The organism is Enterobacter sp. V87_3 (genome assembly GCF_029967835.1).
GTDB lineage: Bacteria > Pseudomonadota > Gammaproteobacteria > Enterobacterales > Enterobacteriaceae > Enterobacter > Enterobacter cancerogenus.
This window is the reverse complement of the sequence record NZ_JASCAM010000027.1, coordinates 30,120-53,343: the sequence shown is the minus strand read 5'-3', so window position 1 is coordinate 53,343 and position 23,224 is coordinate 30,120. Positions and strand designations below refer to the sequence as shown.

Here is a 23,224-nt window from a genome sequence, read left to right as displayed (position 1 = left end):
ACCGCTTCTGCGTTTACTTGCGCAGGGGATACAAAAATATCGCCCCGCTTTGCCCTGCCACCAGTTGTTCGGCACTGCCATCGACCGGCTGCATCCAAAAATCAACGTGCATCAGCATATCCACCAGGCCATCAATCATCAGCCCCTTCTGGGCGGTGCTGTAGTAGATCGGCGTATAGGAATAGAACCGCTTACCGTTTTGCTCGTTGATTTCGGTGAATTTGCCCTTCAGCACGAACCGGTTGTCATTCGGGCTGGTGATGGTCGTCAAAATGGCATGGTTGACGGTTTGCATATGCGAGTCGTAAATCTCTTTACGTTTCGACATGAGATCGTAAAAGCCCAGCTGCAAAAACCCTTCAATGTTGGCCTGAGGCGAAACGGGGGCGTGCCATACCCGCACGCCGGTAAAGACCGCAGCGGCAATCAGAACGTAGCTCAGCAGCCACTTCCAGTTAAGAACAGGTTTCCATCTCACTGATTTTCCTCCTCGTTTCGCGAAGTATGAGATTGTTCAGTTGCGTCGGGTCGATGCGCCAGTGGTAGATCGCCATCACCAGCTGTTTGCTGTCGCAGCGGCTTTTTAACGCGAAGGTGTAGTTCAGCGTCTGGTTGATGCTCTGGTAATAGACGGTCATCACCACCGACTGCGGCTTGAGTTGCTGATTAATGGCGTAAAGCGAATCTTTAATCTTGCTGTAAAAATCCTCTTTATTCATCGCCAGGCGGTTGGCTTCTGAGATCTCGTAGATGCGGATATTGCTGTAAACGCCCGTCTCCTGTTCGGTTGCGATCAGGCGTGAACCCTGCGACGTGGCATATTCCCAGCCTGCCGTCCCGCTGATAGCCACCACGATGAACACCAGTAAAGCGATGAACAGGTGATGACGCCGTGGCCGCGGTGCGTCCTGAAAGGTCATCGCCTGGGGCAGAGTGGCTTCCGGCTCCGGCTGAACGAGGAGACCCGGCGCGGGCGGCAGTACGTCTGGCTCCTCGGTCACAACCTCCTCAACCTGGGTGGCGGGCGGCTCGATGTCTTCACTGTCATGCTCAACGGCGCGGCACCAGGCCTGCTCCAGCAAATACCCCTTTTTGGGAATGGTTTTAATAATTTTTTGTGCTTTCCCGTCGTCTTCCAGGGCGGTGCGTAATGCGTGAATGGCGTTTGGGAGACTATTATTCCCAATAACCCGCCGCTCCCAGACAAGGGTGGTAAGTTCTTCCCGGGTCAGTATTTTTCCGGCATTGTTTACAAGGACATCAAGAAGTTTTAATTGATACTCGCCCAGACGTTTTCTTTCACCTGTAACAAGGCTAATAATCGCGCCTGAGGGTAAATCGACTAACCAGTTGTTGATTGAATAATATGTTTTATTCATGGCAAGTGATGGTGGTTACCCACTCCTGAAGAATTTAATTCGCCAGACATTGCGCATAAGTTAAGCGCAATGCTTAATGTAAATTAATCATTAAATCCGTTTAAAATTCGCTGGGAATTGCCGCTTGCCTGCGGAAATAGTGCAAAGAAAAGGCACTGCCTGGTGTGAAAAGCTACAATTCCCGGTTTGCAGGGGGAAAATTAACCTGGCGATTTAGGCCTTTTCGTAGGCGTGATTAGGAAGATTCGCTTCCGGGACACATTTTTACGCTATAAAAGTGTGATGTGCAACAAATTATTAAACGAATAATTTGATGGCGTATTAATACCTTTCATTAAAAGTTAAAAAATATCAAGTGTTGATATTGTTGTTAACAATTTTTGCCGCGTTGTAATTAAATTGATCTGTGCAGATCTTTTGCGAATGAGATTCTTTCCTTTCTGTAAATAAAAAACGTAAGCAATTGTAATATTAATTTAAGTTTCGGACTCTCTGTGCCGCTTTTATTTCTTTTTTAATTGTTTTTTCAGTTCTTTCTTATTCGCTTCCCGATGAAGCGCGCGTACCGGGTGCGATAAACAGATAAATAATTTTTTTTCATTTTCGATTTAATTCGCCATCACGCTGTGTCGTTTTACCTGAGTACCAGAGAGAAGAACCTGACAGACAGGTTCATAAGGAGAATTCAAACATGGCACTTTCTATTTTTACTAACGCCTCTTCCATGGCTTCTGTTAACGCGCTGAATAAATCCAACAGCATGCTGTCTACTGCAATGGAGCGTCTGGGTACCGGTAAACGCATCAACTCCGCAGCGGATGACGCAGCAGGCCTGCAGATCGCTACCCGCCTTCAGGGGCAGTCCAACGGTATGGCCGTTGCACAGCGCAACATCTCTGATGCAACCGCACTGCTGCAGACCGCTGAAGGCGCGTTTGATGAAGTGAGCAACATCATGTACCGCATGAAAGACCTCGCTTCCCAGGCCGCGAACGACACCAACGGCAAAGAAGATCGTGCAGCGCTGCAGTCCGAAATGGACGAGCTGAACGCTGAACTGACCAACATTATGGGCAACACCAAATACGCGGGTGAGAGCCTGTTTGCTGCCAGCGGTAAATTTACCAGCGCGATGAACTTCCAGATCGGTGCATCTAAAGATGAAAGCCTGTCTGTGGATATCAGCAAAGAGCTGACAGCAGTGACGGGTTCTGGCGGCATGCAGGGTCTGACCGGCTCCGGTAACACCATTACTACCGTTTCTGGCGCGCAGGCGATGATGGGCAAAATTGAAAGCGCCGTCGCTTCCGTGGGTACCCTGCGTTCTAAACTGGGTGCGAACATCAACCGTCTGGGTCACACCGCGGCCAACCTGGCGAATATGAAAGACAACACCGACCTGGCGCTGGGTAACATCCGCGACGCTGATTTCGCGTCTGAAGCGTCCAGCATGACGCGTAACCAGATGCTGGCGCAAACCAGTATGTCCATGCTGAAACAGTCCAACAGCATGTCCGGTATGGTGATGTCCCTGCTGGGCTAATCATCCACACCGTTTCAATAAACACCGCTGTAAGGCGGTGTTTTTGTTTGCGGCACTTCCCTTCCTGTTATTTCCCATTCGGGGAAAGTTGCCTTCCCTCTAAATCGTAACGTACTGAATAGTAATAATATAAAAATTGGCACGACAGTTGCATAAAGCAGGCATGGTTTAGCAACAGGTGCGAACGGAGAACATAAACATGGCAGATTTTAGCAGCATTGATCCCCAGACTCTGGCTCAGCAGCTGGCGACATACGACATCATGTCTTTGCAAAACCAGCTGAAGACCAAAACCAGCACCATGAATTCCCAGAAAAAAGCCCTGGATGCCCTGAAAACGGCGCTGGGTGATTTTCGCACCGCAATGTCCGGGCTGAACGGGGACAGCGCGGGTATGTTGAAAAACAGCGTCACCATGAACCGCGAGGGGATTGCCAATATTACGGCCAACTCGAACGCGCTGAAGGGCACCTACAACATTGAGGTGACGCAACTTGCCTCTGCCCACCAGATCGGCTTTGACGGCATGACCGATGAGAGCATCAAAAATGCCACCGGCACCATGGACATTGAGCTGGGCGGCAAAACTATCTCCGTCAATCTCGATGACATGGAAAGCCTGAGCGATCTGACGAAGGCGATTAACGGCGATAAAGATAACCCTGGTGTAACGGCGTCTCTGATCCGCACCGACGGCAGCGTCACGCTGATGCTGAGCAGCGATGAGAGCGGCGCGAAAAATACCATCTCCGTCGGCGGAACGGGCGGTTTCAACATGGCGGACGCCCAGGTGATTTCTCCGGCGTCTGACTCTGAAATCAAAATGGGTGATATGACCTTCACCAACAGCTCCAACACCCTGGATAAGCTGATTGACGGCGTCACGATTGAGCTCACCTCCCTGACAGAAACGGGCAAACCGCTGACGGTCTCTGTGAATACTGACAATGCGGGCACCAAAGAGCAGCTTCAGACCTTTGTTGACGCTTACAACACGCTGCAGGACACGCTCACCAAGCTCACAAAAAGCGGCAACGGCGATGATGAAACGCGTGGCGCGTTTGCCGGTGACGCCACCATGTCCTCCCTCGATCGCGAGCTGAATGACGTGATGCGTCAGGTCTTTGGCGGCAAACGCATGTCCGATTTCGGTATTACGGCGGACAAAGACGGCAAGCTGGAGATCGACAGCAAAAAGCTGGACGCCGCCATCAAGGCTGACCCGCAGACCCTCAACGATCTGTTCAACGGCAAAGAGGGGATGCTGAGCAAAATGGACAAGTCGCTTGACCGCTACCTCAACGCCACCAACGGGTTGCTGAAAGGCCGTCAGGACGTGCTTGATCGCCAGCAAAGCGACATCGACACCAAAACGGACGCCATGAACGCGCGCTACGAAAGCTCTTACAACCGCTATCTGAAGCAGTTCACGCAGCTGCAGAAGGCGATGTCACAGATGAACAACACCATGAGTATGTTTGGTTTAGCGTAAGGAATGACCGCTTTTATGTACGGGAACGAGCAGCAGGGCTTCGGCCATTATCAACAATCCGATCTGGCTATTCAGGCCGCCGCCGCCAATCCGCATCAGCTGGTGTTGATGCTGTTTAACGGCCTGATGGACGAACTGGTGCGGGCCAAAAGCCATATCGCCGCACGCCGCTTCGACCGCAAAGTGCAGAGCATTAATAAGTGCATCGATATTCTCAATGCCCTCACCAGCTCGCTGGATTTTGAGAAGGGCGGCGAGCTGGCGTTAAGCCTGGCCAACCTTTACGACTACTGCGTGTATCGGCTTTACGATGCGAGTCACAAACTTTCTGTGAGCCACATCGAAGAGGTCGAGGTGATCCTCGCTAACCTGCAGGACGGATGGGAAAGAATGGGGACGCAGCAGAATGGATGACGTACAGGTCATGCGTTATCTGGCGCGTTCCCTGACTCATGCGGCCAGTCAGCACGACTGGCCGGCAATGCAGGACGTTGACGCCCAGATCGCTGCGCTGCTGGCCTCGCTGAAAGGCCAGGCCCTGAGTGCGGAAAAACGCGAGGCGCTGGCTGACCTTCAGCAAACGCACGCCAACGTCAGTCAGTTCTGCCAGGCGCAAAGCGACGACCTGGAGCAGAAGATGGCGAGCGCGCGCCGTAATCGGGAAGGGGCGACCGCCTATGCGCTGTTTGCCGATGCTGAGGATAGGGGCCAATGAACCTGATGCTTTCACAGCTGACGCAGCTTCCCGTTGCCGCCGACCCGACCGACGTCGCGCCGGTGCAGCCCGCCGACGCCGGGGCTGCCGCTGCGCCCGAAAATCAGGATGCGGCCAGCCAGGCCACACCTGCCTTTAACGACGCGCTGCTGAATATCGTTAATTCGCTGCTGGGCGGCGAGCAGCCGCGCGACAACGCCATGGTTCTGGCCGACGTGAAAGCGAAAGACGACAGCGATGACGACCAGGACACGCAGACCCCTGATGCACAAACGCTGGCGCAAAACCTGATCGGTTCGCCGCAGCAGCTGCTGGATGCGCTGCTGATGGCCAGCCGGATGCCGACGAAAACGCTTAACGCGACGCCGGAGAGCGTACCGCTGCCCGGCGACAGGCTGAAGATGCAGAGTTTCGCCGTAGGCAATCCGCCCATTGCCACACCGCTGAAAGCCGTGCCGCAGCCGATGACCTTATCCCTCACGCCCGAGCCTGCAACGGATGCGGCGACCAAACCGGCGATGACGGAATTCACCAAAACGCTGGCAACGGTGCTGCCCGTGGCCGGGCAACCGACTGCCGTGCAGACCCCGTCCACCGTGACGGACAAACAGCCGGTTAACCTGCCGCCGATCAAGATGGACGCCGACGAAGCAAAGTGGGCGCAGCAGCTGCACAGCGCGCTTAACGATCGTCTGCAGATCCAGGTCCGGAACCAGGTTCAGCACGCCACAATCCGTCTGGATCCGCCGGAGATGGGCAAAGTGGATATCTCCCTGCAGATCGAAAACGGGCGCATGCAGGTGCATATCAGCGCCAGCAACGGCGAGACCTACCGCTCGCTCCAGCAGATCAGCAATGAGCTGCGCCAGAGCCTGACCGAGCAAAACTTTGTTCAGGTCAACGTGCAGGTCTCTTCCCAGTCGGGACAGCATCAGCAGCGACAGCAGCAGTCGGGCAGCGCTCAGGAAGCAAACCCGATGGCGGGCGCGGTGATAGACGCAGACGACGGCTTTACGACGGCTGACCACGACGATTCAGTACTACTTACGGTTTAAGCATACCCATTATGACATTGAAGACTTTTTCTTTAGGGCTGGTTATTGCCCTTATCGCCGCAACGTTCGCCGCTGTACTCACCGTTGTGGGTACACACCTTCTGAGCCAGGACGAGCATAAACGCTCGGCCATCACCAGCCTCTTTACCTCTTCCGATGACGAGAGCGTGGTGGAGTTCGTAGAAATCAAAAACGTGGTCGTCACCTTAAAAAGCCGCGGCGATTCCGAGCGCTACCTGCTGCTTGAGCTGGCGCTGACCACGGGAAGCGCGGCCGATACCCGCCGTGCCGAAGAGCTTTCACCCGCCATTCGCGGGGCGACCGTCAATCTGCTGTCGGCAATGGATTACGACGCCGTGCGCGCGATGAGCGTGGAAGTGCTGCGCGACAAGCTGATGAACGCCTATTCAGAACGCTTCAAGAGCCTGAATACGCGGATGCCGTTTAAGGACGTAATCATCAGCAAAATGGTTTTCCAGTAAGTAACGGCCGTTGATGGAAATGAATGATTTTATTGCGGACGACTCGCTGACCCCGGCGGATGAAGCGAAATACGTGAGCGCCTGGTTGCCCCTGGTACATCGCGTGGTGAAACAGCTCGCCTGGCAGACCAGCAGCGTCATGGACAGAGAGGATATGGAACAGATCGCCCTGATGGGGCTGCTGACCGCTCTGCGCCGCTATGGTCACCCGGACGAGCAGTTTGGAGCCTACGCCGCCCAGCGTATTCGCGGAGCGGTGCTGGATGAGTTGCGCGAGCTGGACTGGCGTCCACGTCGGCTGCGACAGAAGAGCCATAAGCTAAACGACGCGATCCGCGAAGTGACCCGCAGGCTGGGCCGAACGCCGAGCTTTGAGGATCTGAGTACGCATCTTTCCATCACCGCCGAGGAGTACCACGAATACTTGCTGCTGGACTGTGCCAAGACGCTGGAAAGTCTCGATGAGTTACTGGGCGGGGATGCCCTGAACGGCACGCTAAATACCCGTTCGCTGGAGGACGAAATGGTCACCAGCGGGACGTTAAGGGCTGCGCTGGCAAGCCTTGATGAGCGCGAGCAGTTAATTCTCTCGCTCTATTACCAGCATGAGATGAGTTTGAAGGAGATCGCGTTAGTGCTCGACTTAACCGAGGCGCGCGTTTGTCAGCTCAATAAAAAGATCGCTCAAAAGATCCAGTGTTTTTTCCAGAAGTGAAAGGTATATGCAAAAGTTTCTCGGTATTTTCATCATTTTCGCCTGCGTCGTCGGCGGTTTTCTTATGTCCGGTGGGCGGCTGGCCTCGTTCTGGCAGCCCGGTGAGATCATCATCATTCTCGGTGCCGGTCTGGGCGCCATGGTACTGGCTAACCCCAAGCCGGTGCTGGCGGAAATGTATCGCCAGTTTCGCGGCATTATGCGTAAAAACGAATACACCGATGAGTATCAGCGTCAGCTTCTGATGCTGCTGTTTGAACTGCTGGAGCTGGTGCAGGACGGCGGTCTGAAGGTGCTGGATGAGCACATCGAAGTGCCAGAAAGCAGCCCGCTGTTCCAGAAGTACCCGCTGATTTTGCAAAACAAAGCCATCATCACCTTTATTGCGGATAACTTCCGCCTGATGGCGATGGGCAAAATTAACGAACACGAGCTGGAAGGGATCCTGGAGCAGGAGCTGGTGGCGATGGAAGAGAACCTGCTGCAGCCGTCCCGCTCGCTGCAGCGTACTGCGGAAGCGATGCCGGGCTTCGGGATCTGCGCGGCAGTACTGGGGATCATCATCACCATGCAGTCGATCGATGGTTCGATTGCGGTGATCGGCGTCAAAGTGGCGGCGGCGCTGGTCGGTACCTTCCTCGGCGTGTTCTTCTGCTACTGCCTGATGGATCCCGTGGCGAACGCCATGGAGCAGCGGACCAAGAAGCAGATGGCGGTTATCGAGTGCGTGCGTACCGTGCTGGTCAACCACGTGGCCGGTAAACCCACGCTGCTGGCGGTGGATGCGGGTCGCAAAATGCTGCCGCTGGATTCAAAACCGACCTTCGCGACGCTGGACAGCTGGGTGAACCAAATGACGGGTGAATCCTGATGCGTGGCACTCGCGGTAAAGAACATACCACGATCATCAAACGCTCCTCGCGCAAAAGCCATGATACTTTTCATGGCGGCGCGTGGAAGGTGGCCTTTGCCGATTTCACCCTCGCCATGATGGCGCTGTTTATGGTGCTGTGGATCATGGGGTCGGTAACGGAGGAGGAGCGTAAAGAGATCGTTTCTCAGCTTAACGGCGAATCCATTTTTGACGGACAGACGCTGTCGCCCATCACCCAGCCTAACGGCGTGGGCGGCAAAATCGCGGTGACGGAAAAACGCGATCGCGGCGATCATAAGCACCCGCAGAAAGAGACACCGACGCCAGCGGCGATGGCCAAAAGCGCCAGCCTCGACGACGTGAAGTCGCGTTCGCAGAACGAGATTGAAGATCTCGCCCGCATTATCATGAAAATCACGTCAGCCTATGATGCACAGTCAAACCTCAAAATTGAGATTGTGCCGCAAGGGTTGCGCATTCTGATCACCGACGATCAAAAACGCGAAATGTTCCAGCGCAGCAGCGCGATCTTAACGCCGTTCTTCAAACGCCTGTTAACCGAGTTTGCCCCGGCGCTGAACAAGATCGACAACAAGATCATCATTACCGGGCATACGGATGCCACGCGTTTTCGCGACCAGGATCTTTATAACAACTACAACCTGTCCGGCGAACGCGCAATGCAGGCGCGCAAAGTGCTGACCCATGCCGGGCTGGATCAGGACAAGGTGCTGCAGGTGAGCGGTATGGCGGATCAGATGCTTCTCGATCCGGCGAATCCGCTCAGCTCGTCGAACAGGCGTATTGAGATCATGGTCCTGACCCACTCGGCCAGCGACTCGCTGTACCAGTTCTTTGGCCAGCACGGTGAAAAGGTCATCAAGCCGATCGTCGATAAACTCACGCAGCAGAACTAACGATTTTACGATGTTTACTCTGACCCCCCTTCAAAAAGCGGCCGGCCTGGCCCTCGCCGCCGCGCTGATGATGACGTGCAGCCCTTCCGTTCAGGCTGCGCCACGCAGTGAAAAAATGGCGGCCACCGAGAAGGAAAAGGCGGCCAAGGCCAGGATGCGCAACCGCGAAGCGCTGCTGAAAAAGAGCCGCGTGCGCCTGGCGGTGGTGCCTGTCACGCCGGAACAGAAGCGGCGTGAAAGCGAAAAGCGTCGCCTTGAGCGCGTAGAAAACCGCGAGCTGCTGGCGATGCACAAGCGCTGGCAGCCCGGAAAGCTGTCCACTGACATGATCTGGGAACCGCTGCCGGGCGAGAAAATCAGCCCGCGCCTGCAGGCCTCGCTTAAACAGGTGATTCACCTGTTGCAGCAGCAGCTTGGCAAACCCTATGTCTGGGGCGGCGAGACGCCGGAGCAGGGGTTCGACTGTAGCGGCCTGGTGTTCTACGCCTTTAACCCGGTACTGAGCCGCACCTTGCCGCGCACGGCCAACGGGATGTTCCAGGACCGCACGCTGCGCCCGATCAAACAGGAGAAACTGCGGCGCGGCGACCTGGTCTTTTTCAACATTAGCCAGCGCCCGGGGGCCGACCACGTCGGCGTTTACCTGGGCGACGGACAATTTATCGAAGCGCCGCGCACCGGTCTGAATATCCGCGTGAGCCAGCTTTCCGACAGCTTCTGGCAGGACCACTACCTCGGTGCCCGCCGGATATTAACTGAAGAGGCCGTCCTGTAACGGCCTGACGCTGAATACCCCCTCAAGGTATGCGCCGCCAGGGATGGCCCTCCTGTATAAAGATTGACTGAGAGACTTGTATGAACCAGACGCGTAAAAAATTTGCCATTGATGATGGCTCCACCAACGTCAAAATCAGCTGGATTGAGAATGGCACGCTGAAAACCGTGGTCTCGCCCAACTCCTTCCGTAAAGACTGGAAGAGCGCGGCGCTGCTGCGCGGCCAGGCGGTGCATAACTACACCATCGGCACCACCAAATACACCTACGACGCCACCTCGGACAAGGCGCTGTCGACCACCCATATCGACTATCAGTACGACGATTTGAACCTGCTGGCGGTACACCACGCGCTGCTGCAAACCGGCGTGACCCCGTGTGACGTTGAAGTGATTGTGACGCTGCCGATCACCCAGTTCTATAACCCGGACGACTGCCAGCGCAATGAAGATCGCATTGAGGCGAAACGTCAGAACCTGATGCGCGATATTACGCTCAACAAGGGCGAGTTGTTCCGTATCGTCGACGTTCAGGTAATGCCGGAAAGCCTGCCAGCCGCGCTGTCGCATCTGCTGAATTCCAGCGTTAACGAATTCACAAAATCGCTGGTGGTGGACTGCGGTGGCACCACCCTGGATATGGGCATCGTCGTGGGGGAATTTGATGATGTTTCCGCCATTTACGGTAACAATGAAATTGGCGTGGCGATGGTCACGGACGCGACGCGCAAGCTGCTCGCCGCCGCCGACAGCGACTCAAGTTACCTGGTGGCGAATGAGCTGATCAAACGCCGTCACGACCTCGACTTCGTGAAAAGCGTCATTAACGACGAATCGCGTATCGACGAGATCCTCGAAAAAATCGACATCAAGATTCAGGAACTGGGCGATCAGGTGGCGTATGAGGCGAAGAAATTTGCCAAAAACCCGAACCGCGTTTACCTGGTGGGTGGCGGTGCACATCTGATTGAAGGCGCGATTCGGGAAGCGTACGCCACGCTTGGCGACCGCGTGGTCACTATCGACAACCCGCAAAGCGCGCTGTCGCGCGAAATTTGCCTCTATCACTCGGACGCGGGCGCGCAGACTATCGATGAACCGTTAATAGCCGAGGTGGGCGAGGATGCATAAGGGGCAGATCCGCCGCGTTAACCTCTCCCTTCACCTGACGCCGGAACAGTCGCACGCGGATCGGCGTGCGATGCAGCAGCTGCAAAAATGGCATCAGTCGGTAAACCAGGCAGATAGCGTTGACGATGCCAACATGGCTATTCGTGGTTTTCATCGTGACGTCTACCTGGCCGGTTTGCAGCTGTTTCTGTTAGATCCGGCGCTCTGCCACCATGTGGCGGAGTCGCTGGGGCGCGAAAATCTCACGCTCAGTGCGTTGCTGGGTGAGCTTCAGCCCGCGCCGGAAAAGCAGGAGGAGCCATCCGCACAGCTGATGGAACTGCAAAAAATTCGTGAAGAGGTCGCCGCGCTTAAGCCTCTGATGGAACAGCACAAACTCGCACTGCAGCAGCTACGCATGGCGGCAAAGACCGCCAGCGCGCCAGCGCCCGAACGCGATAACGTTGAAGTGAGCAAGGTTGACGCACCGGTAGAGAAAATGCAGAAGATCCGCCAGAAAGGGATCTTCTGAGGCGAGGTCCCTTTGTCTGAACATCGTCAGTGATGGGGACAAAGGGAAACGCGGATCAGGTAATGACGACCGGCCAGTCGGGTGGGGTATGGCTCATGGCTTCTACCATCACCACTTTGACGTTTTCCCAGATGGCGGCGATATCCAGCAGGGTAATGCCAAGCAGCCCCGTGGCGAACCAGCAGGCCGCACCGACGCCCAGCAGGGTGCTGATCACCGCGAGACCGGCGTAGTCAGATTTACGAAACTGAATATTCAGCGTGCTGGCTAAAAACATCAATACCGCACTGCACAAAGGCCAGCGCAGGAGAACCATGCTGGTTGTAATGGTTGCCATAAAACCCATCCTCAAAACAGATGAACTACACTGAAACAGTGTCTTGCGTTACATAATATGTGTGAACTATATCACGTTTGTAGATTTATTCGCCAGCCTCGGGTGGGTAAAAAGCGGGTATTTATAACCAGTGAAAATATATCTTCGCAGGTGCAGCAGGCCATTTCTCCTTCTCTTTATAATAAATTCATCAGGATAGCCAAAGTGCGGCAATAACCCGTAAGGTGTATAACGTTTACAGTAGTTGACCTATGGATTATGCTTGAGTGGATAAATAAATGTACCAGCGGCAAATACGTCAGATTGATGATTTATTTGGTTTTTTTATTATTTCGTACCTTTTCATTTACACTCAGCCCTTATTTGACCATTCGGTTTATTCTTTTTCTTATCTGATTTGCTGTGGTTGCTATTTCATTAATGACCTGCGAAAAAAAGATGAAAGAAAAAAGAAACAAGATTGTTAATGACAGCATGCAGGCGCTGCACGCTCTGGCAAAACTGATCCCTCAACTTAACGCACAATGTTCCCTGGCGGAGATGCTGAAAACCATCAACGGCGCGCTGGGCTCGACGCTCGCCTGGGTCAGCGTTGACGGGGAAGGGGTGCAGCGGGTGGTGAGCGCGGGTGAGGTCACCTGCCACCCCTTTGAAGTGGCGGATTTTCTTGCCAGCACATTGCTGCAACGCCATCACCGCGCCTGGCGCGTGATCTACTGGAAAGAAAACATTGGTCGGGCGCACTTTGCCCCGCAGCATCCAGGCTGTGCGCAATTGCAGAGCGGAGTGCTCTGCAAACTCTCAACCCGGCACGGGCAGTGCAGCGGGTATTTCTTTCTGGCGTTCGATGAAAAACTGTCTGCTTTGCCGATCCTGAAAAATATTGTGGCGCTGCTGGTCGAAAAATTAAAAGACTACTTTGAAGAGATGCTTGCCCGTGAAAAAACGGCGCAGGAAATGCAGCGGGTCGTCACGCAATATAAAACCCTGTTTGAACGTGCCCCGGTGTTAATGAACGCGTTCGACAGGCATAACCGCTGCGTCTTATGGAACGCAGAGTGTGAAAAGGTGTTCGGCTGGAGCAGGGCAGAAATTGCGGCCCATGCGGACCCGCTAACGTTGTTTTATCCCGATCCGGACGAGCGACGGCGGGTCAGAGAGTCGGTTCATCACTCGCCGCTAAAAGACATGTATGAATGGCATCCGGTACGCAAGGACGGTACGCCGCTCACCATCCTCTGGTCGAATATCCTGCTGCCGGACAACTCCATTCTCAATATTGGCCTCGACATCACCGAACGTAAAAAAGCCGAGCAGCGGCTGGCCGTGAAGGCGACCACTGACGATCTCACCGGCTGCCTTAACCGTTCCGCCATTTTGCACCAGCTGAAAATGGCGCTGGCGGTGAACTCCCGTCACGATCCCCGCAGCCATTTCTGCGTGCTGATGTTCGACCTGGATTACTTTAAGCAGATTAACGATGAGTGGGGTCATCAAGTGGGCGATGCGGCGCTGCGCCATTTCTGCGACTGCATTCGCGCGCTCAGCCCGGCGGATTCGCTGCTGGGGCGCGTGGGCGGTGAAGAGTTTTTGCTTCTGCTGGCAAGGGGCAACGGGGAGGCGGCCACGCTGTTGTCTGCCCGGTTACGGACGATGCTTAGCAGCAAACCTCTGCAGGTGGGCAATAAAAGCCTGGTGCTCTCCTTTAGCGCGGGCGTGGTCGAGGTGTGTCTGGGACAACGCGACTCATCGGCGTTACTCACGCGAGCCGATAAAGCATTATATGATGCCAAACGTACGGGAAGAGGAAAAACTGTGGTGGCGTCAGATTATTTATAACGCAACGCATTAACGCCGTGTGCGCAAATAACGCGACATTTATGTTCAGGCTGTACTTTTTTCATGCTGACGTCAGTTGTTTTAATCAACGATCCCCGGCTGTGTTATCTTAAACGTCCCGCTTTTGGTGGATAATTATTTTCCTTAATTGAAACGGAACGAATTCCTTCAGTTTGGCTTACGGGAAAATATTATCGTCATAACGATTTTTAAGATTTTTAATACGAAAAGTCAGTTGCTAACTTCGCATGATTCATGCAACGTAATCACCTGTTTGTCAAAGCATCCGGCCTTCAGTACTACAGGCGTACAACATGCAGGGATATAGGGCGGGAAATGAATCGTAGCGCGCGGCGCAAGATGCTCAGGGTGGTAGGGATCATCATGGTAGTTATGCTGCCGGTGATGCTTGCGCTATGGTTTGCCCAGCTCAGAGCCGTGTCGGAGACCACCAGCCAGCTGCGCACCTTTGCCGAACTGGCGCTGGATAAAACCGAGCTGGTGATTCAACAGGTGGATTTAACCCGGGACGATGCCGAAAAATATCAGGGAGAGCGGTGTACCCCTGCGCATCGTCAATATATGTTGAATGTTGTTCGCGCCCGCCTGTTCGTCGCCGATTTAATTTATGCCGAGGGGCAAAATTTTCTCTGTTCGACCGTATTAACCCCAGACCAGCCTTACGCTATCCCCACCGCCAATTTCATCCGTAAACCCGACGTCGCTATCTATTATTATCGCGATACGCCCTTTTTTCCGGGCTATAAAATGACGTATATGCAGCGGGGAAATTATGTGGTGGTGGTCAATCCGCTTTTTTACAGCGAAGTGATGTCGTCTGACCATTCATTGTTGTGGGGGATGTATGACACGGTCACCAATGCATTATTTTCCGTCAGCGCAAAAGCGGATATTTCATTATTAAACTCGGTGATTGGCGATAAGGAATCGGCATTTCAAAAAGATGACCGCTTCTATACGATCGTCAAATCTGAAAAACGACCTATTGCGGCGATTGTGTCAACATCCACTGCCCGCTTTTATGAAACGCTTTATCACCAGGCAACCCTGACGCTGCCGCTGGGCATGATCTGCAGCCTGATTATTCTACTGGTCTGGTCGCGTACCCACCGTGAATTCAACTCTCCGGGGCGGTTACTCCATCGGGCGCTGAATAAACGCCAGCTTTGCGTGCACTACCAGCCGATTATCGATATTAAAAATAATCAGTGCGTCGGTGCAGAGGCGCTGCTGCGCTGGCCGGGATTTAACGGGCAGGTGATGAGCCCGGCAGAGTTTATCCCGCTGGCTGAAAAAGAGGGGATGATCGAACGCATCACGGACTACGTCGTGGAAGAGGTCTTTAGCGATCTCGGACACTACCTGGCCAACCATCCGCAGCTGTATATCTCGATTAACCTTTCGGCATCGGACTTCCACTCCTCGCGGCTGATCGCCATGATCTCTGACAAGGCCAGATACTTCGCCGTGCGCGCGCAGCAGATCAAAATCGAGGTGACAGAACGCGGGTTTATCGATGTGCCGAAAACCACGCCGGTGATCCAGGCCTTCCGCCAGGCGGGCTATGAGGTGGCGATCGATGATTTCGGCACCGGCTATTCCAACCTGCACAACCTCTATTCCCTGAACGTCGATATTCTGAAAATTGATAAATCCTTTATCGATACCTTAGCCACCAACAGCACCAGCCACCTGATTGCCGAGCACATCATCGAAATGGCGCAGAGCCTGCGTCTGAAAACCATTGCGGAAGGGGTGGAGACGGCCGAGCAGGTGAGCTGGCTGTTAAAGCGCGGCGTGCAGTACTGTCAGGGATGGCACTTCGCGAAAGCGATGCCGCCGCAGGAGTTTATCTCCTGGCAGCAGCAACCTCTGGGCTAACACGCCTTAGTTCAGCTGGTGGCGATAATCGCTCGGCGTGCGGTCAAATTCGCGGCGGAAGACGCGGGAAAAGGTCTGCTGCGACACGTATCCCAGATCCATCGCGATATCAAAAATGGGCCGCTGCGTAGAGCGTAGCGCCTGCGCCGCCAGCAGTAATCTGCGCTGGCGGATGTACTCACCCAGCGTCTGGTGCATGACGGTGCGGAACATTCTCTGTAAGTACCATTTTGAATAGCCCGACTTCTTGGCGACCACATCAATGTTCAACGGTTGGTCGATATGTTCATCAATCCATTCAATAAGTGTCTGAATAATTTGCTGATGCGACATAAGGTTGCCCCTCTGTAGATACATCTATCTCGGTTAATTCGTCGTTTTCTCTGCGGGGGAGTATAATTCCTCAAGTTAACTTGAGGTAAAGAGGTTTTATGGAAAAGAGATTGCCGCGAATAAAAGCGTTGTTAACCCCCGGAGAAGTGGCTAAGCGAAGCGGCGTGGCGGTATCGGCGCTGCACTTCTATGAAAGCAAAGGGTTAATTAAAAGCATCCGCAATGCGGGTAACCAGCGGCGCTACACTCGCGACGTGCTGCGCTATGTGGCGATTATCAAAATAGCGCAACGCATCGGCATCCCCCTGGCGACCATCGGCGATGCCTTTGGCGTGTTGCCGGAAGGCCACTCCCTTAGCCCAAAAGAGTGGAAGGAGCTGTCATCCCAGTGGCGGGAGGAGCTTGACCGGCGCATCCACACCCTGGTGGCCCTGCGCGATGAACTGGACGGGTGCATTGGCTGCGGGTGTCTGTCGCGCAGCGATTGCCCGTTGCGTAACCCTGGCGACAGGCTGGGCGAGCAGGGCACAGGGGCGCGATTGCTGGAGGAGGAGTGAATGCGTGCGTTCGCCGGGTGGCGCTTCGCTTACCCGGCCTGCGTTTTGCCCGCAATCCTTAATCCCGCAACCACCACCCGGCAAATTCCCGCACGCATAAAAAAACTAAAGCGCCACAGGAGGGCGCTTTAGTTTATTCCCGGTCTTTGTCTTTCTCTCTATCCCGCTGGTTCACAGGAGGGTTTCCCCCGACATCAGCACCCCTCGTGTCGAGCAAGTTGGGTGAGGTTCCGGTTTGTGCTGACACTTTAATTCTACCCAGGCCCGGCTATTTCGCCAGCGCAGCTGAACGCTTTTTAGCCGAATTTTTTTCGCGATGTTGTTCGATTTTCTATAGTTAAAAGTGATCATTCACAGGAGAAGACGATGCTAAAGGTCCACCATCTTAACCAGTCGCGTTCACATCGGGTCATCTGGGCGCTTGAAGAACTTTCTCTGCCCTATGAGATTGTTCACTACCAGCGTGAAAAGACGATGCTGGCACCCGAGTCGCTCAAAAAAGTGCACCCGCTGGGGAAATCGCCGGTGCTGGAAGATAACGGCCTGATCCTGGCGGAATCCGGCGCGATCCTCGAATACCTGCAGGAAACCTACGATGCCGATGCCCGGCTCAAGCCGCAGGATGCCGCCGACAAGGTGCAGTACCGCTTCTGGCTGCATTATGCCGAAGGCTCGCTGATGCCGCTGCTCCTGATGAAGCTGGTTTTCAACAGCCTCGGCAAACCGCCGGTACCGTTTGGCCTGCGAACGCTGGGTAAAGCGCTGGGGCAGGGGGTACAAAAAGCCTATCTCAACCGCCAGCTGGAAACCCACGCGCGCTTTATCGAATCCCATCTTGCGCAACACAGTTGGTTTGCCGGGGAGACGCTGAGCATGGCCGATATTCAGATGAGCTTCCCGATTTTCGCCCTGCTGTCGCGAGGCGGCATTGAAAACCTGCCGCACACCCGCGCATGGAAAGCAAAAGTTGAGAACCTCCCGGCCTGGCAGAGAACCCTCGAAAAAGGCGGGCCGCTGACCCTTCCCGGTGACGCGTAACTGTTACGAAAATGCGCATCCACGGTAACGTTTGCGCATCCTCTGCTTATTTCTTCGGCGACATACGCGAAAATTAGTCCAAAACGAGAAAGTTCAGTTGAAAAGGGCGGGGATTAGGCTAGATAATCGTTTGCCTTAAATTGACCACCCGTTTTGTAAGCGCGGAGCTAAACGTTTGCTTTTTTTGTGACGCCCCTTTCGTCGCAAACGTAGCACAAGGATTTGACGTTTAGCTGGCAGTGGAGTCTCCACCACGTTTGCAGGCGATCTAAAAAAATTCTCAGGGGATGTTTTCTATGTCTACGCCATCTGCGCGTACCGGCGGTTCGCTTGACGCCATGTTTAAAATTTCTGCGCGCGGCAGCACCGTGCGTCAGGAAGTCGTTGCCGGTCTGACCACGTTTCTGGCGATGGTTTACTCCGTCATCGTTGTGCCGGGCATGCTGGGCAAGGCGGGCTTCCCGCCTGCGGCTGTCTTTGTTGCCACCTGCCTCGTGGCGGGCGTTGGTTCTATCGTCATGGGCCTGTGGGCGAACCTGCCGCTGGCTATCGGCTGCGCCATCTCGCTGACCGCCTTTACCGCGTTCAGCCTGGTGCTGGGTCAACACATTAGCGTACCGGTCGCCCTCGGCGCCGTGTTCCTGATGGGCGTGCTGTTTACCATTATCTCCGCAACCGGTATTCGTAGCTGGATTTTGCGCAACCTGCCGCAGGGCGTGGCGCACGGCACCGGTATCGGTATCGGCCTGTTCCTGCTGCTGATTGCCGCAAACGGCGTTGGCCTGGTGATCAAGAACCCGCTGGACGGCCTGCCGGTTGCGCTGGGCAACTTCGCCAGCTTCCCGGTGATCATGTCCCTGGTGGGGCTGGCGGTGATTATTGGTCTGGAAAAACTGAAAGTGCCTGGCGGCATTCTGCTGACCATTATCGGTGTGTCCATTGTTGGCCTGATCTTCGACCCGACCGTGCACTTCTCCGGCATTTTTGCCATGCCGTCGCTGAGCGATGACAACGGCAACTCCCTGATTGGCAGCCTGGATATCGTGGGCGCACTGAACCCGGTGATCCTGCCAAGCGTGCTGGCGCTGGTGATGACGGCGGTGTTTGATGCCACCGGGACCATCCGCGCGGTCGCCGGTCAGGCGAACCTGCTGGATAAAGACGGCCAGATTATTGATGGCGGCAAAGCGCTGACGACTGACTCTTTGAGCAGCGTCTTCTCCGGCCTGGTAGGGGCGGCCCCGGCAGCGGTGTACATTGAGTCCGCAGCGGGCACGGCGGCAGGCGGTAAAACCGGCCTGACGGCGATCACCGTGGGCGTGCTGTTCCTGCTGATCCTGTTCCTCTCTCCGCTCTCCTACCTGGTGCCTGCTTACGCAACCGCACCGGCGCTGATGTACGTCGGTCTGCTGATGCTGAGCAACGTGGCGAAAATCGACTTTGCCGATTTCGTGGATGCCATGTCAGGCCTTATTACCGCGGTGTTCATCGTGCTGACCTGCAACATCGTGACCGGCATCATGATCGGCTTCGCGTCGCTGGTCATTGGTCGCCTGGTTTCCGGCGAGTGGCGCAAGCTGAACATCGGCACCGTGGTGATCGCCATCGCGCTGGTGGCGTTCTACGCGGGCGGCTGGGCCATCTGATTTGTCTTTTCCTGCGAAAACGGGTGGCTCAGGCCGCCCGTTTTTATTTTCAGAACTCATCTCGTTGCCTTTTGCGTTACTCTGGAGAGGATAGACTGAAAGGCACGACGCCTTTTGAAGTACATAAGCAACACAGCAAACAGGGAACGCATGGAAATCTTCTTCACAATACTCATCATGATCCTGGTGGTTTCGTTATCGGGGGTGGTCACACGCGTACTGCCCTTCCAGCTACCGCTTCCACTTATGCAAATTGCTATCGGCGCGCTGCTGGCGTGGCCGACGTTTGGCCTGCACGTCGAGTTCGACCCCGAGCTGTTCCTCGTGCTGTTTATTCCGCCGCTGCTGTTCGCCGATGGCTGGAAAACGCCGACCCGCGAATTCCTTGAGCATGGGCGAGAGATCTTCGGCCTGGCGCTGGCGCTGGTGGTGGTCACCGTGGTCGGGATTGGCTACCTGATCTACTGGACCGTGCCGGGCATTCCGCTTATTCCGGCCTTTGCGCTGGCGGCCGTGCTCTCACCAACCGATGCCGTGGCGCTGTCCGGCATTGTCGGCGAAGGCCGTATTCCGAAGAAAATCATGGGCATTTTGCAAGGCGAGGCGCTGATGAACGACGCCTCTGGCCTGGTCGCTCTGAAGTTTGCCGTGGCGGTCGCGATGGGGACGATGGTCTTCACCGTGGGCGGCGCGACCATGGAATTCTTTAAGGTGGCGATCGGCGGTATTCTGGCGGGCTTCGTGGTGAGCTGGCTGTATGGTCGTTCGCTGCGCTTCCTCAGCCGCTGGGGCGGCGATGAGCCGGCCACCCAGATCGTGCTGCTGTTCCTGCTGCCGTTTGCCTCTTACCTGATTGCCGAACACATTGGCGTGTCGGGCATTCTGGCGGCGGTTGCGGCGGGGATGACCATCACCCGCTCCGGCGTGATGCGCCGCGCGCCGCTGGCGATGCGTCTGCGCGCCAACAGCACCTGGGCGATGCTGGAATTTGTCTTTAACGGCATGGTGTTTCTGCTGTTGGGCCTGCAGCTGCCGGGCATTCTGGAGTCGTCGCTGGTGGCGGCAGAAGCTGACCCTAACGTCGAAACCTGGATGCTGTTCACCGATATCGTGCTGATCTATCTGGCGCTGATGCTGGTGCGTTTCGGCTGGCTGTGGACGATGAAGAACTTCAGCATGCGCTTCCTGAAGAAAAAGCCGATGGAGTTCGGTTCATGGTCCACCCGCGAGCTGCTGATCGCCTCCTTTGCGGGCGTGCGCGGGGCGATTACCCTCGCCGGTGTGCTCTCCATTCCGCTGCTGCTGCCCACGGGCGACGTCTTCCCGGCGCGTTACGAGCTGGTCTTCCTGGCGGCGGGCGTGATCCTGTTCTCGCTGTTTGTCGGGGTGATCATGCTGCCGATGCTGCTCCAGCATATTGATGTCGGTGACTCTGGCCAGCAGCACAAAGAGGAGCGGATTGCCCGGGCGGCCACCGCCGAAGTGGCGATTGTGGCGATCCAGAAGATGGAGGAGCGCCTTGCCGCAGACAGCGAAGAGAACATTGATAACCAGCTGCTGACCGAGGTGAGTTCCCGCGTGATCGGTAATTTGCGCCGCCGTGCGGACGGACGTAACGACGTGGAAAGCTCGCTGCAGGAAGAGAACCTGGAGCGCCGGTTCCGCCTGGCGGCGCTGCGCTCCGAGCGCGCCGAGCTGTATCACCTGCGCGCCACGCGCCAGATCAGCAACGAGACGCTGCAAAAGCTGCTGCACGATCTGGACCTGCTGGAAGCGCTGTTGATAGAGAATCAGTAGCGTTTTGCCCGGTGGCGCTGCGCTTACCGGGCCTACAAGTCCTGTAGGCCGGGTAAGGCGAAGCCGCCACCCGGCTATTCAGGCGGCATCCAAAACCCCTCGCAGCATTTCAGCCACGCCTGCGCGCTGTGCGACAAATAGACCCCTTCGCGCCAAATCATGCCCAGCTGCCAGTGCAGCTCGCTCTCCAGCGGGATCCAGCGCAGGGTGTTTTTATCCAGCCGTTCGCAAATGGGCTGTGGCAGGATCGCAATCCCCACGCCCGCCTGCACCATCGCTGCCAGAAAGTCCCACTGGCCGCTGCGCACCGCGATGCGCGGCTTGACGTTATGCTGCTGAAACAGCGCCATCAGTTGGCGGCTGAGCGCGAAATCTTCGTTGTAGATCAAAAGCGGATGCTCGCCGAGCTGCTCGGGTTTCACCGAGTCGATGTGCAGCCATTCACCGGAACGCGGCACCAGCACGCACAGCGGATGGCTGAACAGGGGCAGCGTCGCCAGACCGCTCTCCTCCTCAACCGGCAGCGCCGTCATCGCCACGTCCAGTTCGCCGTTGGTCACGGCCTGCTGCACCGTCAGGCCGCCAAACTCGGAAATTTTAAGCTCCACGCCGGGGTAGCGTTGGCGAAACAGGCTGATGGGCCCGGCCATCATCATGCCGACCATCGGCGGAATGCCCAGGCGCAGCAGCCCCTTCGTCAGGTGATTGATATCTCCCAGCTCCGCTTCCAGCTGGCGGAACTCCGCGAGGATCGCCAGCCCGCGCTCAAACACCACGCGCCCGGTGTCGGTCAGCAGAAGCTTGCGCCCGTCGCGGATAAGCAGGGTACAGTTCAGTTCATCTTCAAGGTTTTTTAGCATCTTGCTGATGGTGGGCTGGGTGACAAATAACTTCTCCGCTGCGCGGGTAAAACTTTGCTGGCGAACCACTTCGACAAAATAGCGCAGCGTTCTTATGTCCATGATTATTCCTCGGAACTATACCTTCGATGATTTTAATTCATTTCTGCCCGGGGCGTGCGCTCACTATACTGGCGCTCCGTCTCATTTTTGAGGAAATCACCCATGGCCGTGGCGTTAAGCCGTGTTACGCCTGCCGTTGTACAACGACTCCAGGTACCGGTTCAGGTACTGCTTTATGCCGGACTCTTTGTTTTTGCTGAATATCTTGTCGGCTGGCTGCATCTGCCGCTGCCCGCCAATCTGGTAGGGATGGTGCTGATGCTGACGCTCATTCTCTGCCGCATACTTCCCCTGAGCTGGGTGCGCGCCGGAGCGCGCTGGCTGCTGGCGGAAATGCTGCTGTTCTTTGTGCCGGCAGTGGTGGCGGTGGTGAACTACGCGCAGCTGCTGATGGTCGACGGCTGGCGTATTTTTGCGGTCATCGCCCTGAGCACGCTGATGGTGCTGGGTGCTACCGCGTGGGTGGTGGATAAAGTGTACCGCTTTGAAATCAGCAGGCAGAAGCATGACTAATTTTCAGATCAGCGTTTTGTGCCTGGTGGCTACCCTGGTTATCTATTTTGCCAACAAGCGGCTGTATCGTCGTTTTCACGCGCTGCCGCTGATGCCGCTGGTGTTCACGCCGATCCTGCTGGTGCTGATGCTGGTGTTCGGGCATATCTCCTGGCAGAACTACATCGGCGAATCCCACTGGCTGCTGTGGCTGCTCGGCCCGGCGACCATCGCCTTTGCGGTGCCGGTGTACGACAACCTCGCGATCATCAAACGCCACTGGATGTCGCTGAGCGCGGGGGTGATGACCGCCACGGTGGTGGCAGTGTGCAGCTCCGTCTGGCTGGCGCGGCTGTTTACCCTCTCCGATGAGATCCAGCGCAGCCTGGCCGTGCGCTCGGTCACCACGCCGTTTGCGCTGGCGGCGGCGAAACCGCTCGGCGGCCAGCCGGATCTGGTGGCGCTGTTTGTGGTCGTCACGGGCGTGTTTGGCATGGCGGTTGGCGATATGCTGTTTTTGCGTCTTTCCATCCGGGAAGGGATGGCCAAAGGGGCAGGGTTTGGTGCGGCGTCGCACGGTGCGGGCACGGCGCGGTCGTATGAGCTGGGTCAGCAGGAGGGCGTTGTGGCAAGCCTGGTGATGATGCTTTCGGGCGTGGTGATGGTGCTGATCGCGCCGCTTGTGGCGTGGGTGATGTTTTAACTCCCCGGCCCTGCGGCCGGGGAGGGAGGC

The 23,224-nt window shown here is 55.8% G+C and carries 25 protein-coding genes; 20 read left to right on the top strand and 5 right to left on the bottom strand.

Annotation, left to right across the window (positions count from 1 at the left end):
* Positions 1 to 13: 13 nt before the first annotated feature.
* Both QLG21_RS16535 and QLG21_RS16530 read right to left on the bottom strand, forming a co-directional pair.
* Positions 14 to 478, bottom strand: coding sequence for a hypothetical protein (locus tag QLG21_RS16535; RefSeq protein ID WP_141114040.1), 465 nt, complete (start codon positions 476 to 478; stop codon positions 14 to 16).
* Positions 456 to 1,379, bottom strand: a complete 924-nt coding sequence (locus tag QLG21_RS16530) for a transcriptional regulator (protein WP_282484816.1) — start codon at positions 1,377 to 1,379, stop codon at positions 456 to 458. Before QLG21_RS16530 ends, QLG21_RS16535 begins: the two co-directional genes overlap by 23 nt.
* Positions 1,380 to 2,070: 691 nt before the next feature.
* Here QLG21_RS16530 and QLG21_RS16525 point away from each other — a divergent pair.
* From QLG21_RS16525 to QLG21_RS16470, 12 genes are all read left to right on the top strand, one after another.
* Positions 2,071 to 2,922, top strand: coding sequence for a flagellin (locus QLG21_RS16525; protein ID WP_282484815.1), 852 nt, complete (start codon positions 2,071 to 2,073; stop codon positions 2,920 to 2,922).
* Between the two features lie 199 nt (positions 2,923 to 3,121).
* A complete protein-coding gene (gene fliD, locus QLG21_RS16520; protein WP_282484814.1) occupies positions 3,122 to 4,414 on the top strand; it encodes a flagellar filament capping protein FliD in 1,293 nt (430 codons plus the stop codon).
* 15 nt (positions 4,415 to 4,429) lie between these two features.
* Positions 4,430 to 4,828, top strand: coding sequence for a flagellar export chaperone FliS (gene fliS / locus QLG21_RS16515; protein ID WP_282484813.1), 399 nt, complete (start codon positions 4,430 to 4,432; stop codon positions 4,826 to 4,828).
* Positions 4,821 to 5,129 carry a flagellar protein FliT gene (fliT, locus tag QLG21_RS16510; protein ID WP_282484812.1) on the top strand — a complete coding sequence of 103 codons (309 nt, stop codon included), beginning with the start codon at positions 4,821 to 4,823 and terminating at the stop codon, positions 5,127 to 5,129. The genes fliS and fliT overlap by 8 nt, the downstream gene beginning before the upstream one ends.
* Positions 5,126 to 6,184 (top strand): flagellar hook-length control protein FliK, encoded by a 1,059-nt coding sequence (locus QLG21_RS16505; protein WP_282484811.1) that lies wholly within the window; start codon positions 5,126 to 5,128, stop codon positions 6,182 to 6,184. Before fliT ends, QLG21_RS16505 begins: the two co-directional genes overlap by 4 nt.
* An 11-nt stretch (positions 6,185 to 6,195) precedes the next feature.
* Positions 6,196 to 6,666, top strand: coding sequence for a flagellar basal body-associated FliL family protein (locus QLG21_RS16500; RefSeq protein WP_102891671.1), 471 nt, complete (start codon positions 6,196 to 6,198; stop codon positions 6,664 to 6,666).
* A gap of 13 nt (positions 6,667 to 6,679) precedes the next feature.
* Positions 6,680 to 7,381 (top strand): FliA/WhiG family RNA polymerase sigma factor, encoded by a 702-nt coding sequence (locus QLG21_RS16495; protein ID WP_236348125.1) that lies wholly within the window; start codon positions 6,680 to 6,682, stop codon positions 7,379 to 7,381.
* Between the two features lie 7 nt (positions 7,382 to 7,388).
* Complete coding sequence (gene motA / locus QLG21_RS16490) at positions 7,389 to 8,252, top strand: flagellar motor stator protein MotA (RefSeq protein WP_006177405.1); 864 nt, start codon at positions 7,389 to 7,391, stop codon at positions 8,250 to 8,252.
* Positions 8,252 to 9,172 (top strand): putative lateral flagellar export/assembly protein LafU, encoded by a 921-nt coding sequence (gene lafU, locus QLG21_RS16485; RefSeq protein WP_006177404.1) that lies wholly within the window; start codon positions 8,252 to 8,254, stop codon positions 9,170 to 9,172. Before motA ends, lafU begins: the two co-directional genes overlap by 1 nt.
* Before the next feature lie 10 nt (positions 9,173 to 9,182).
* A complete protein-coding gene (locus QLG21_RS16480) occupies positions 9,183 to 9,947 on the top strand; it encodes a C40 family peptidase (protein ID WP_282484810.1) in 765 nt (254 codons plus the stop codon).
* Between the two features lie 80 nt (positions 9,948 to 10,027).
* Entirely contained in the window at positions 10,028 to 11,077 is a 1,050-nt protein-coding gene (gene parM / locus QLG21_RS16475; protein WP_282484809.1) for a plasmid segregation protein ParM domain-containing protein, read from the top strand.
* On the top strand, positions 11,070 to 11,588 hold the full coding sequence (locus QLG21_RS16470; RefSeq protein ID WP_058610876.1) for a hypothetical protein: 519 nt from the start codon (positions 11,070 to 11,072) through the stop codon (positions 11,586 to 11,588). Before parM ends, QLG21_RS16470 begins: the two co-directional genes overlap by 8 nt.
* Positions 11,589 to 11,643: 55 nt before the next feature.
* Here QLG21_RS16470 and QLG21_RS16465 read toward each other — a convergent pair whose 3' ends face one another.
* The gene (locus QLG21_RS16465) at positions 11,644 to 11,925 is read right to left on the bottom strand and encodes a YjcB family protein (RefSeq protein ID WP_042321134.1); all 282 of its coding nucleotides are present in this window, start codon (positions 11,923 to 11,925) and stop codon (positions 11,644 to 11,646) included.
* A gap of 438 nt (positions 11,926 to 12,363) precedes the next feature.
* Here QLG21_RS16465 and QLG21_RS16460 point away from each other — a divergent pair, with 438 nt between their 5' ends.
* Positions 12,364 to 13,764, top strand: a complete 1,401-nt coding sequence (locus QLG21_RS16460; protein ID WP_137903589.1) for a sensor domain-containing diguanylate cyclase — start codon at positions 12,364 to 12,366, stop codon at positions 13,762 to 13,764.
* Positions 13,765 to 14,100: 336 nt separating this feature from the next.
* A complete protein-coding gene (locus QLG21_RS16455) occupies positions 14,101 to 15,666 on the top strand; it encodes an EAL domain-containing protein (protein WP_137903590.1) in 1,566 nt (521 codons plus the stop codon).
* 6 nt (positions 15,667 to 15,672) lie between these two features.
* Here the strand turns inward: QLG21_RS16455 and soxS are convergent, their stop codons facing one another.
* A complete protein-coding gene (gene soxS, locus QLG21_RS16450) occupies positions 15,673 to 15,999 on the bottom strand; it encodes a superoxide response transcriptional regulator SoxS (protein ID WP_013095071.1) in 327 nt (108 codons plus the stop codon).
* A 98-nt stretch (positions 16,000 to 16,097) separates the two neighbouring features.
* Here soxS and soxR point away from each other — a divergent pair, with 98 nt between their 5' ends.
* The 4 genes from soxR (at position 16,098) to QLG21_RS16430 (ending at position 21,037) form a co-directional block, all read left to right on the top strand.
* Complete coding sequence (soxR, locus tag QLG21_RS16445) at positions 16,098 to 16,556, top strand: redox-sensitive transcriptional activator SoxR (RefSeq protein ID WP_006177388.1); 459 nt, start codon at positions 16,098 to 16,100, stop codon at positions 16,554 to 16,556.
* Positions 16,557 to 16,922: 366 nt separating this feature from the next.
* Complete coding sequence (locus QLG21_RS16440) at positions 16,923 to 17,594, top strand: glutathione S-transferase (protein WP_202561523.1); 672 nt, start codon at positions 16,923 to 16,925, stop codon at positions 17,592 to 17,594.
* 296 nt (positions 17,595 to 17,890) lie between these two features.
* Positions 17,891 to 19,240: a guanine/hypoxanthine transporter GhxP gene (gene ghxP / locus QLG21_RS16435; protein ID WP_042321127.1), complete on the top strand. Its 1,350-nt coding sequence runs from the start codon at positions 17,891 to 17,893 to the stop codon at positions 19,238 to 19,240.
* Positions 19,241 to 19,390: 150 nt separating this feature from the next.
* Complete coding sequence (locus QLG21_RS16430) at positions 19,391 to 21,037, top strand: Na+/H+ antiporter (protein ID WP_137903592.1); 1,647 nt, start codon at positions 19,391 to 19,393, stop codon at positions 21,035 to 21,037.
* 74 nt (positions 21,038 to 21,111) lie between these two features.
* On the opposite strand, the gene QLG21_RS16425 is transcribed toward QLG21_RS16430, so the two are convergent.
* On the bottom strand, positions 21,112 to 21,999 hold the full coding sequence (locus QLG21_RS16425; protein WP_137903593.1) for a LysR family transcriptional regulator: 888 nt from the start codon (positions 21,997 to 21,999) through the stop codon (positions 21,112 to 21,114).
* Between the two features lie 102 nt (positions 22,000 to 22,101).
* On the opposite strand from QLG21_RS16425, the gene QLG21_RS16420 reads away from it, so the two are divergent.
* The gene (locus tag QLG21_RS16420; RefSeq protein WP_282484808.1) at positions 22,102 to 22,512 is read left to right on the top strand and encodes a CidA/LrgA family protein; all 411 of its coding nucleotides are present in this window, start codon (positions 22,102 to 22,104) and stop codon (positions 22,510 to 22,512) included.
* The gene (locus QLG21_RS16415; protein WP_006177372.1) at positions 22,505 to 23,194 is read left to right on the top strand and encodes an LrgB family protein; all 690 of its coding nucleotides are present in this window, start codon (positions 22,505 to 22,507) and stop codon (positions 23,192 to 23,194) included. Before QLG21_RS16420 ends, QLG21_RS16415 begins: the two co-directional genes overlap by 8 nt.
* The last annotated feature ends 30 nt before the right edge of the window (positions 23,195 to 23,224 follow it).

Coding starts and splice junctions, on each gene's coding strand:
- QLG21_RS16530 (WP_282484816.1), bottom strand. CDS start 1,379: ATGAATAAAACATATTATTCAATCAACAACTGGTTAGTCGATTTACCC.
- QLG21_RS16525 (WP_282484815.1), top strand. CDS start 2,071: ATGGCACTTTCTATTTTTACTAACGCCTCTTCCATGGCTTCTGTTAAC.
- fliD (WP_282484814.1), top strand. CDS start 3,122: ATGGCAGATTTTAGCAGCATTGATCCCCAGACTCTGGCTCAGCAGCTG.
- fliS (WP_282484813.1), top strand. CDS start 4,430: ATGTACGGGAACGAGCAGCAGGGCTTCGGCCATTATCAACAATCCGAT.
- fliT (WP_282484812.1), top strand. CDS start 4,821: ATGGATGACGTACAGGTCATGCGTTATCTGGCGCGTTCCCTGACTCAT.
- QLG21_RS16505 (WP_282484811.1), top strand. CDS start 5,126: ATGAACCTGATGCTTTCACAGCTGACGCAGCTTCCCGTTGCCGCCGAC.
- QLG21_RS16500 (WP_102891671.1), top strand. CDS start 6,196: ATGACATTGAAGACTTTTTCTTTAGGGCTGGTTATTGCCCTTATCGCC.
- QLG21_RS16495 (WP_236348125.1), top strand. CDS start 6,680: ATGGAAATGAATGATTTTATTGCGGACGACTCGCTGACCCCGGCGGAT.
- motA (WP_006177405.1), top strand. CDS start 7,389: ATGCAAAAGTTTCTCGGTATTTTCATCATTTTCGCCTGCGTCGTCGGC.
- lafU (WP_006177404.1), top strand. CDS start 8,252: ATGCGTGGCACTCGCGGTAAAGAACATACCACGATCATCAAACGCTCC.
- QLG21_RS16480 (WP_282484810.1), top strand. CDS start 9,183: ATGTTTACTCTGACCCCCCTTCAAAAAGCGGCCGGCCTGGCCCTCGCC.
- parM (WP_282484809.1), top strand. CDS start 10,028: ATGAACCAGACGCGTAAAAAATTTGCCATTGATGATGGCTCCACCAAC.
- QLG21_RS16470 (WP_058610876.1), top strand. CDS start 11,070: ATGCATAAGGGGCAGATCCGCCGCGTTAACCTCTCCCTTCACCTGACG.
- QLG21_RS16465 (WP_042321134.1), bottom strand. CDS start 11,925: ATGGCAACCATTACAACCAGCATGGTTCTCCTGCGCTGGCCTTTGTGC.
- QLG21_RS16460 (WP_137903589.1), top strand. CDS start 12,364: ATGAAAGAAAAAAGAAACAAGATTGTTAATGACAGCATGCAGGCGCTG.
- QLG21_RS16455 (WP_137903590.1), top strand. CDS start 14,101: ATGAATCGTAGCGCGCGGCGCAAGATGCTCAGGGTGGTAGGGATCATC.
- soxS (WP_013095071.1), bottom strand. CDS start 15,999: ATGTCGCATCAGCAAATTATTCAGACACTTATTGAATGGATTGATGAA.
- soxR (WP_006177388.1), top strand. CDS start 16,098: ATGGAAAAGAGATTGCCGCGAATAAAAGCGTTGTTAACCCCCGGAGAA.
- QLG21_RS16440 (WP_202561523.1), top strand. CDS start 16,923: ATGCTAAAGGTCCACCATCTTAACCAGTCGCGTTCACATCGGGTCATC.
- ghxP (WP_042321127.1), top strand. CDS start 17,891: ATGTCTACGCCATCTGCGCGTACCGGCGGTTCGCTTGACGCCATGTTT.
- QLG21_RS16430 (WP_137903592.1), top strand. CDS start 19,391: ATGGAAATCTTCTTCACAATACTCATCATGATCCTGGTGGTTTCGTTA.
- QLG21_RS16425 (WP_137903593.1), bottom strand. CDS start 21,999: ATGGACATAAGAACGCTGCGCTATTTTGTCGAAGTGGTTCGCCAGCAA.
- QLG21_RS16420 (WP_282484808.1), top strand. CDS start 22,102: ATGGCCGTGGCGTTAAGCCGTGTTACGCCTGCCGTTGTACAACGACTC.
- QLG21_RS16415 (WP_006177372.1), top strand. CDS start 22,505: ATGACTAATTTTCAGATCAGCGTTTTGTGCCTGGTGGCTACCCTGGTT.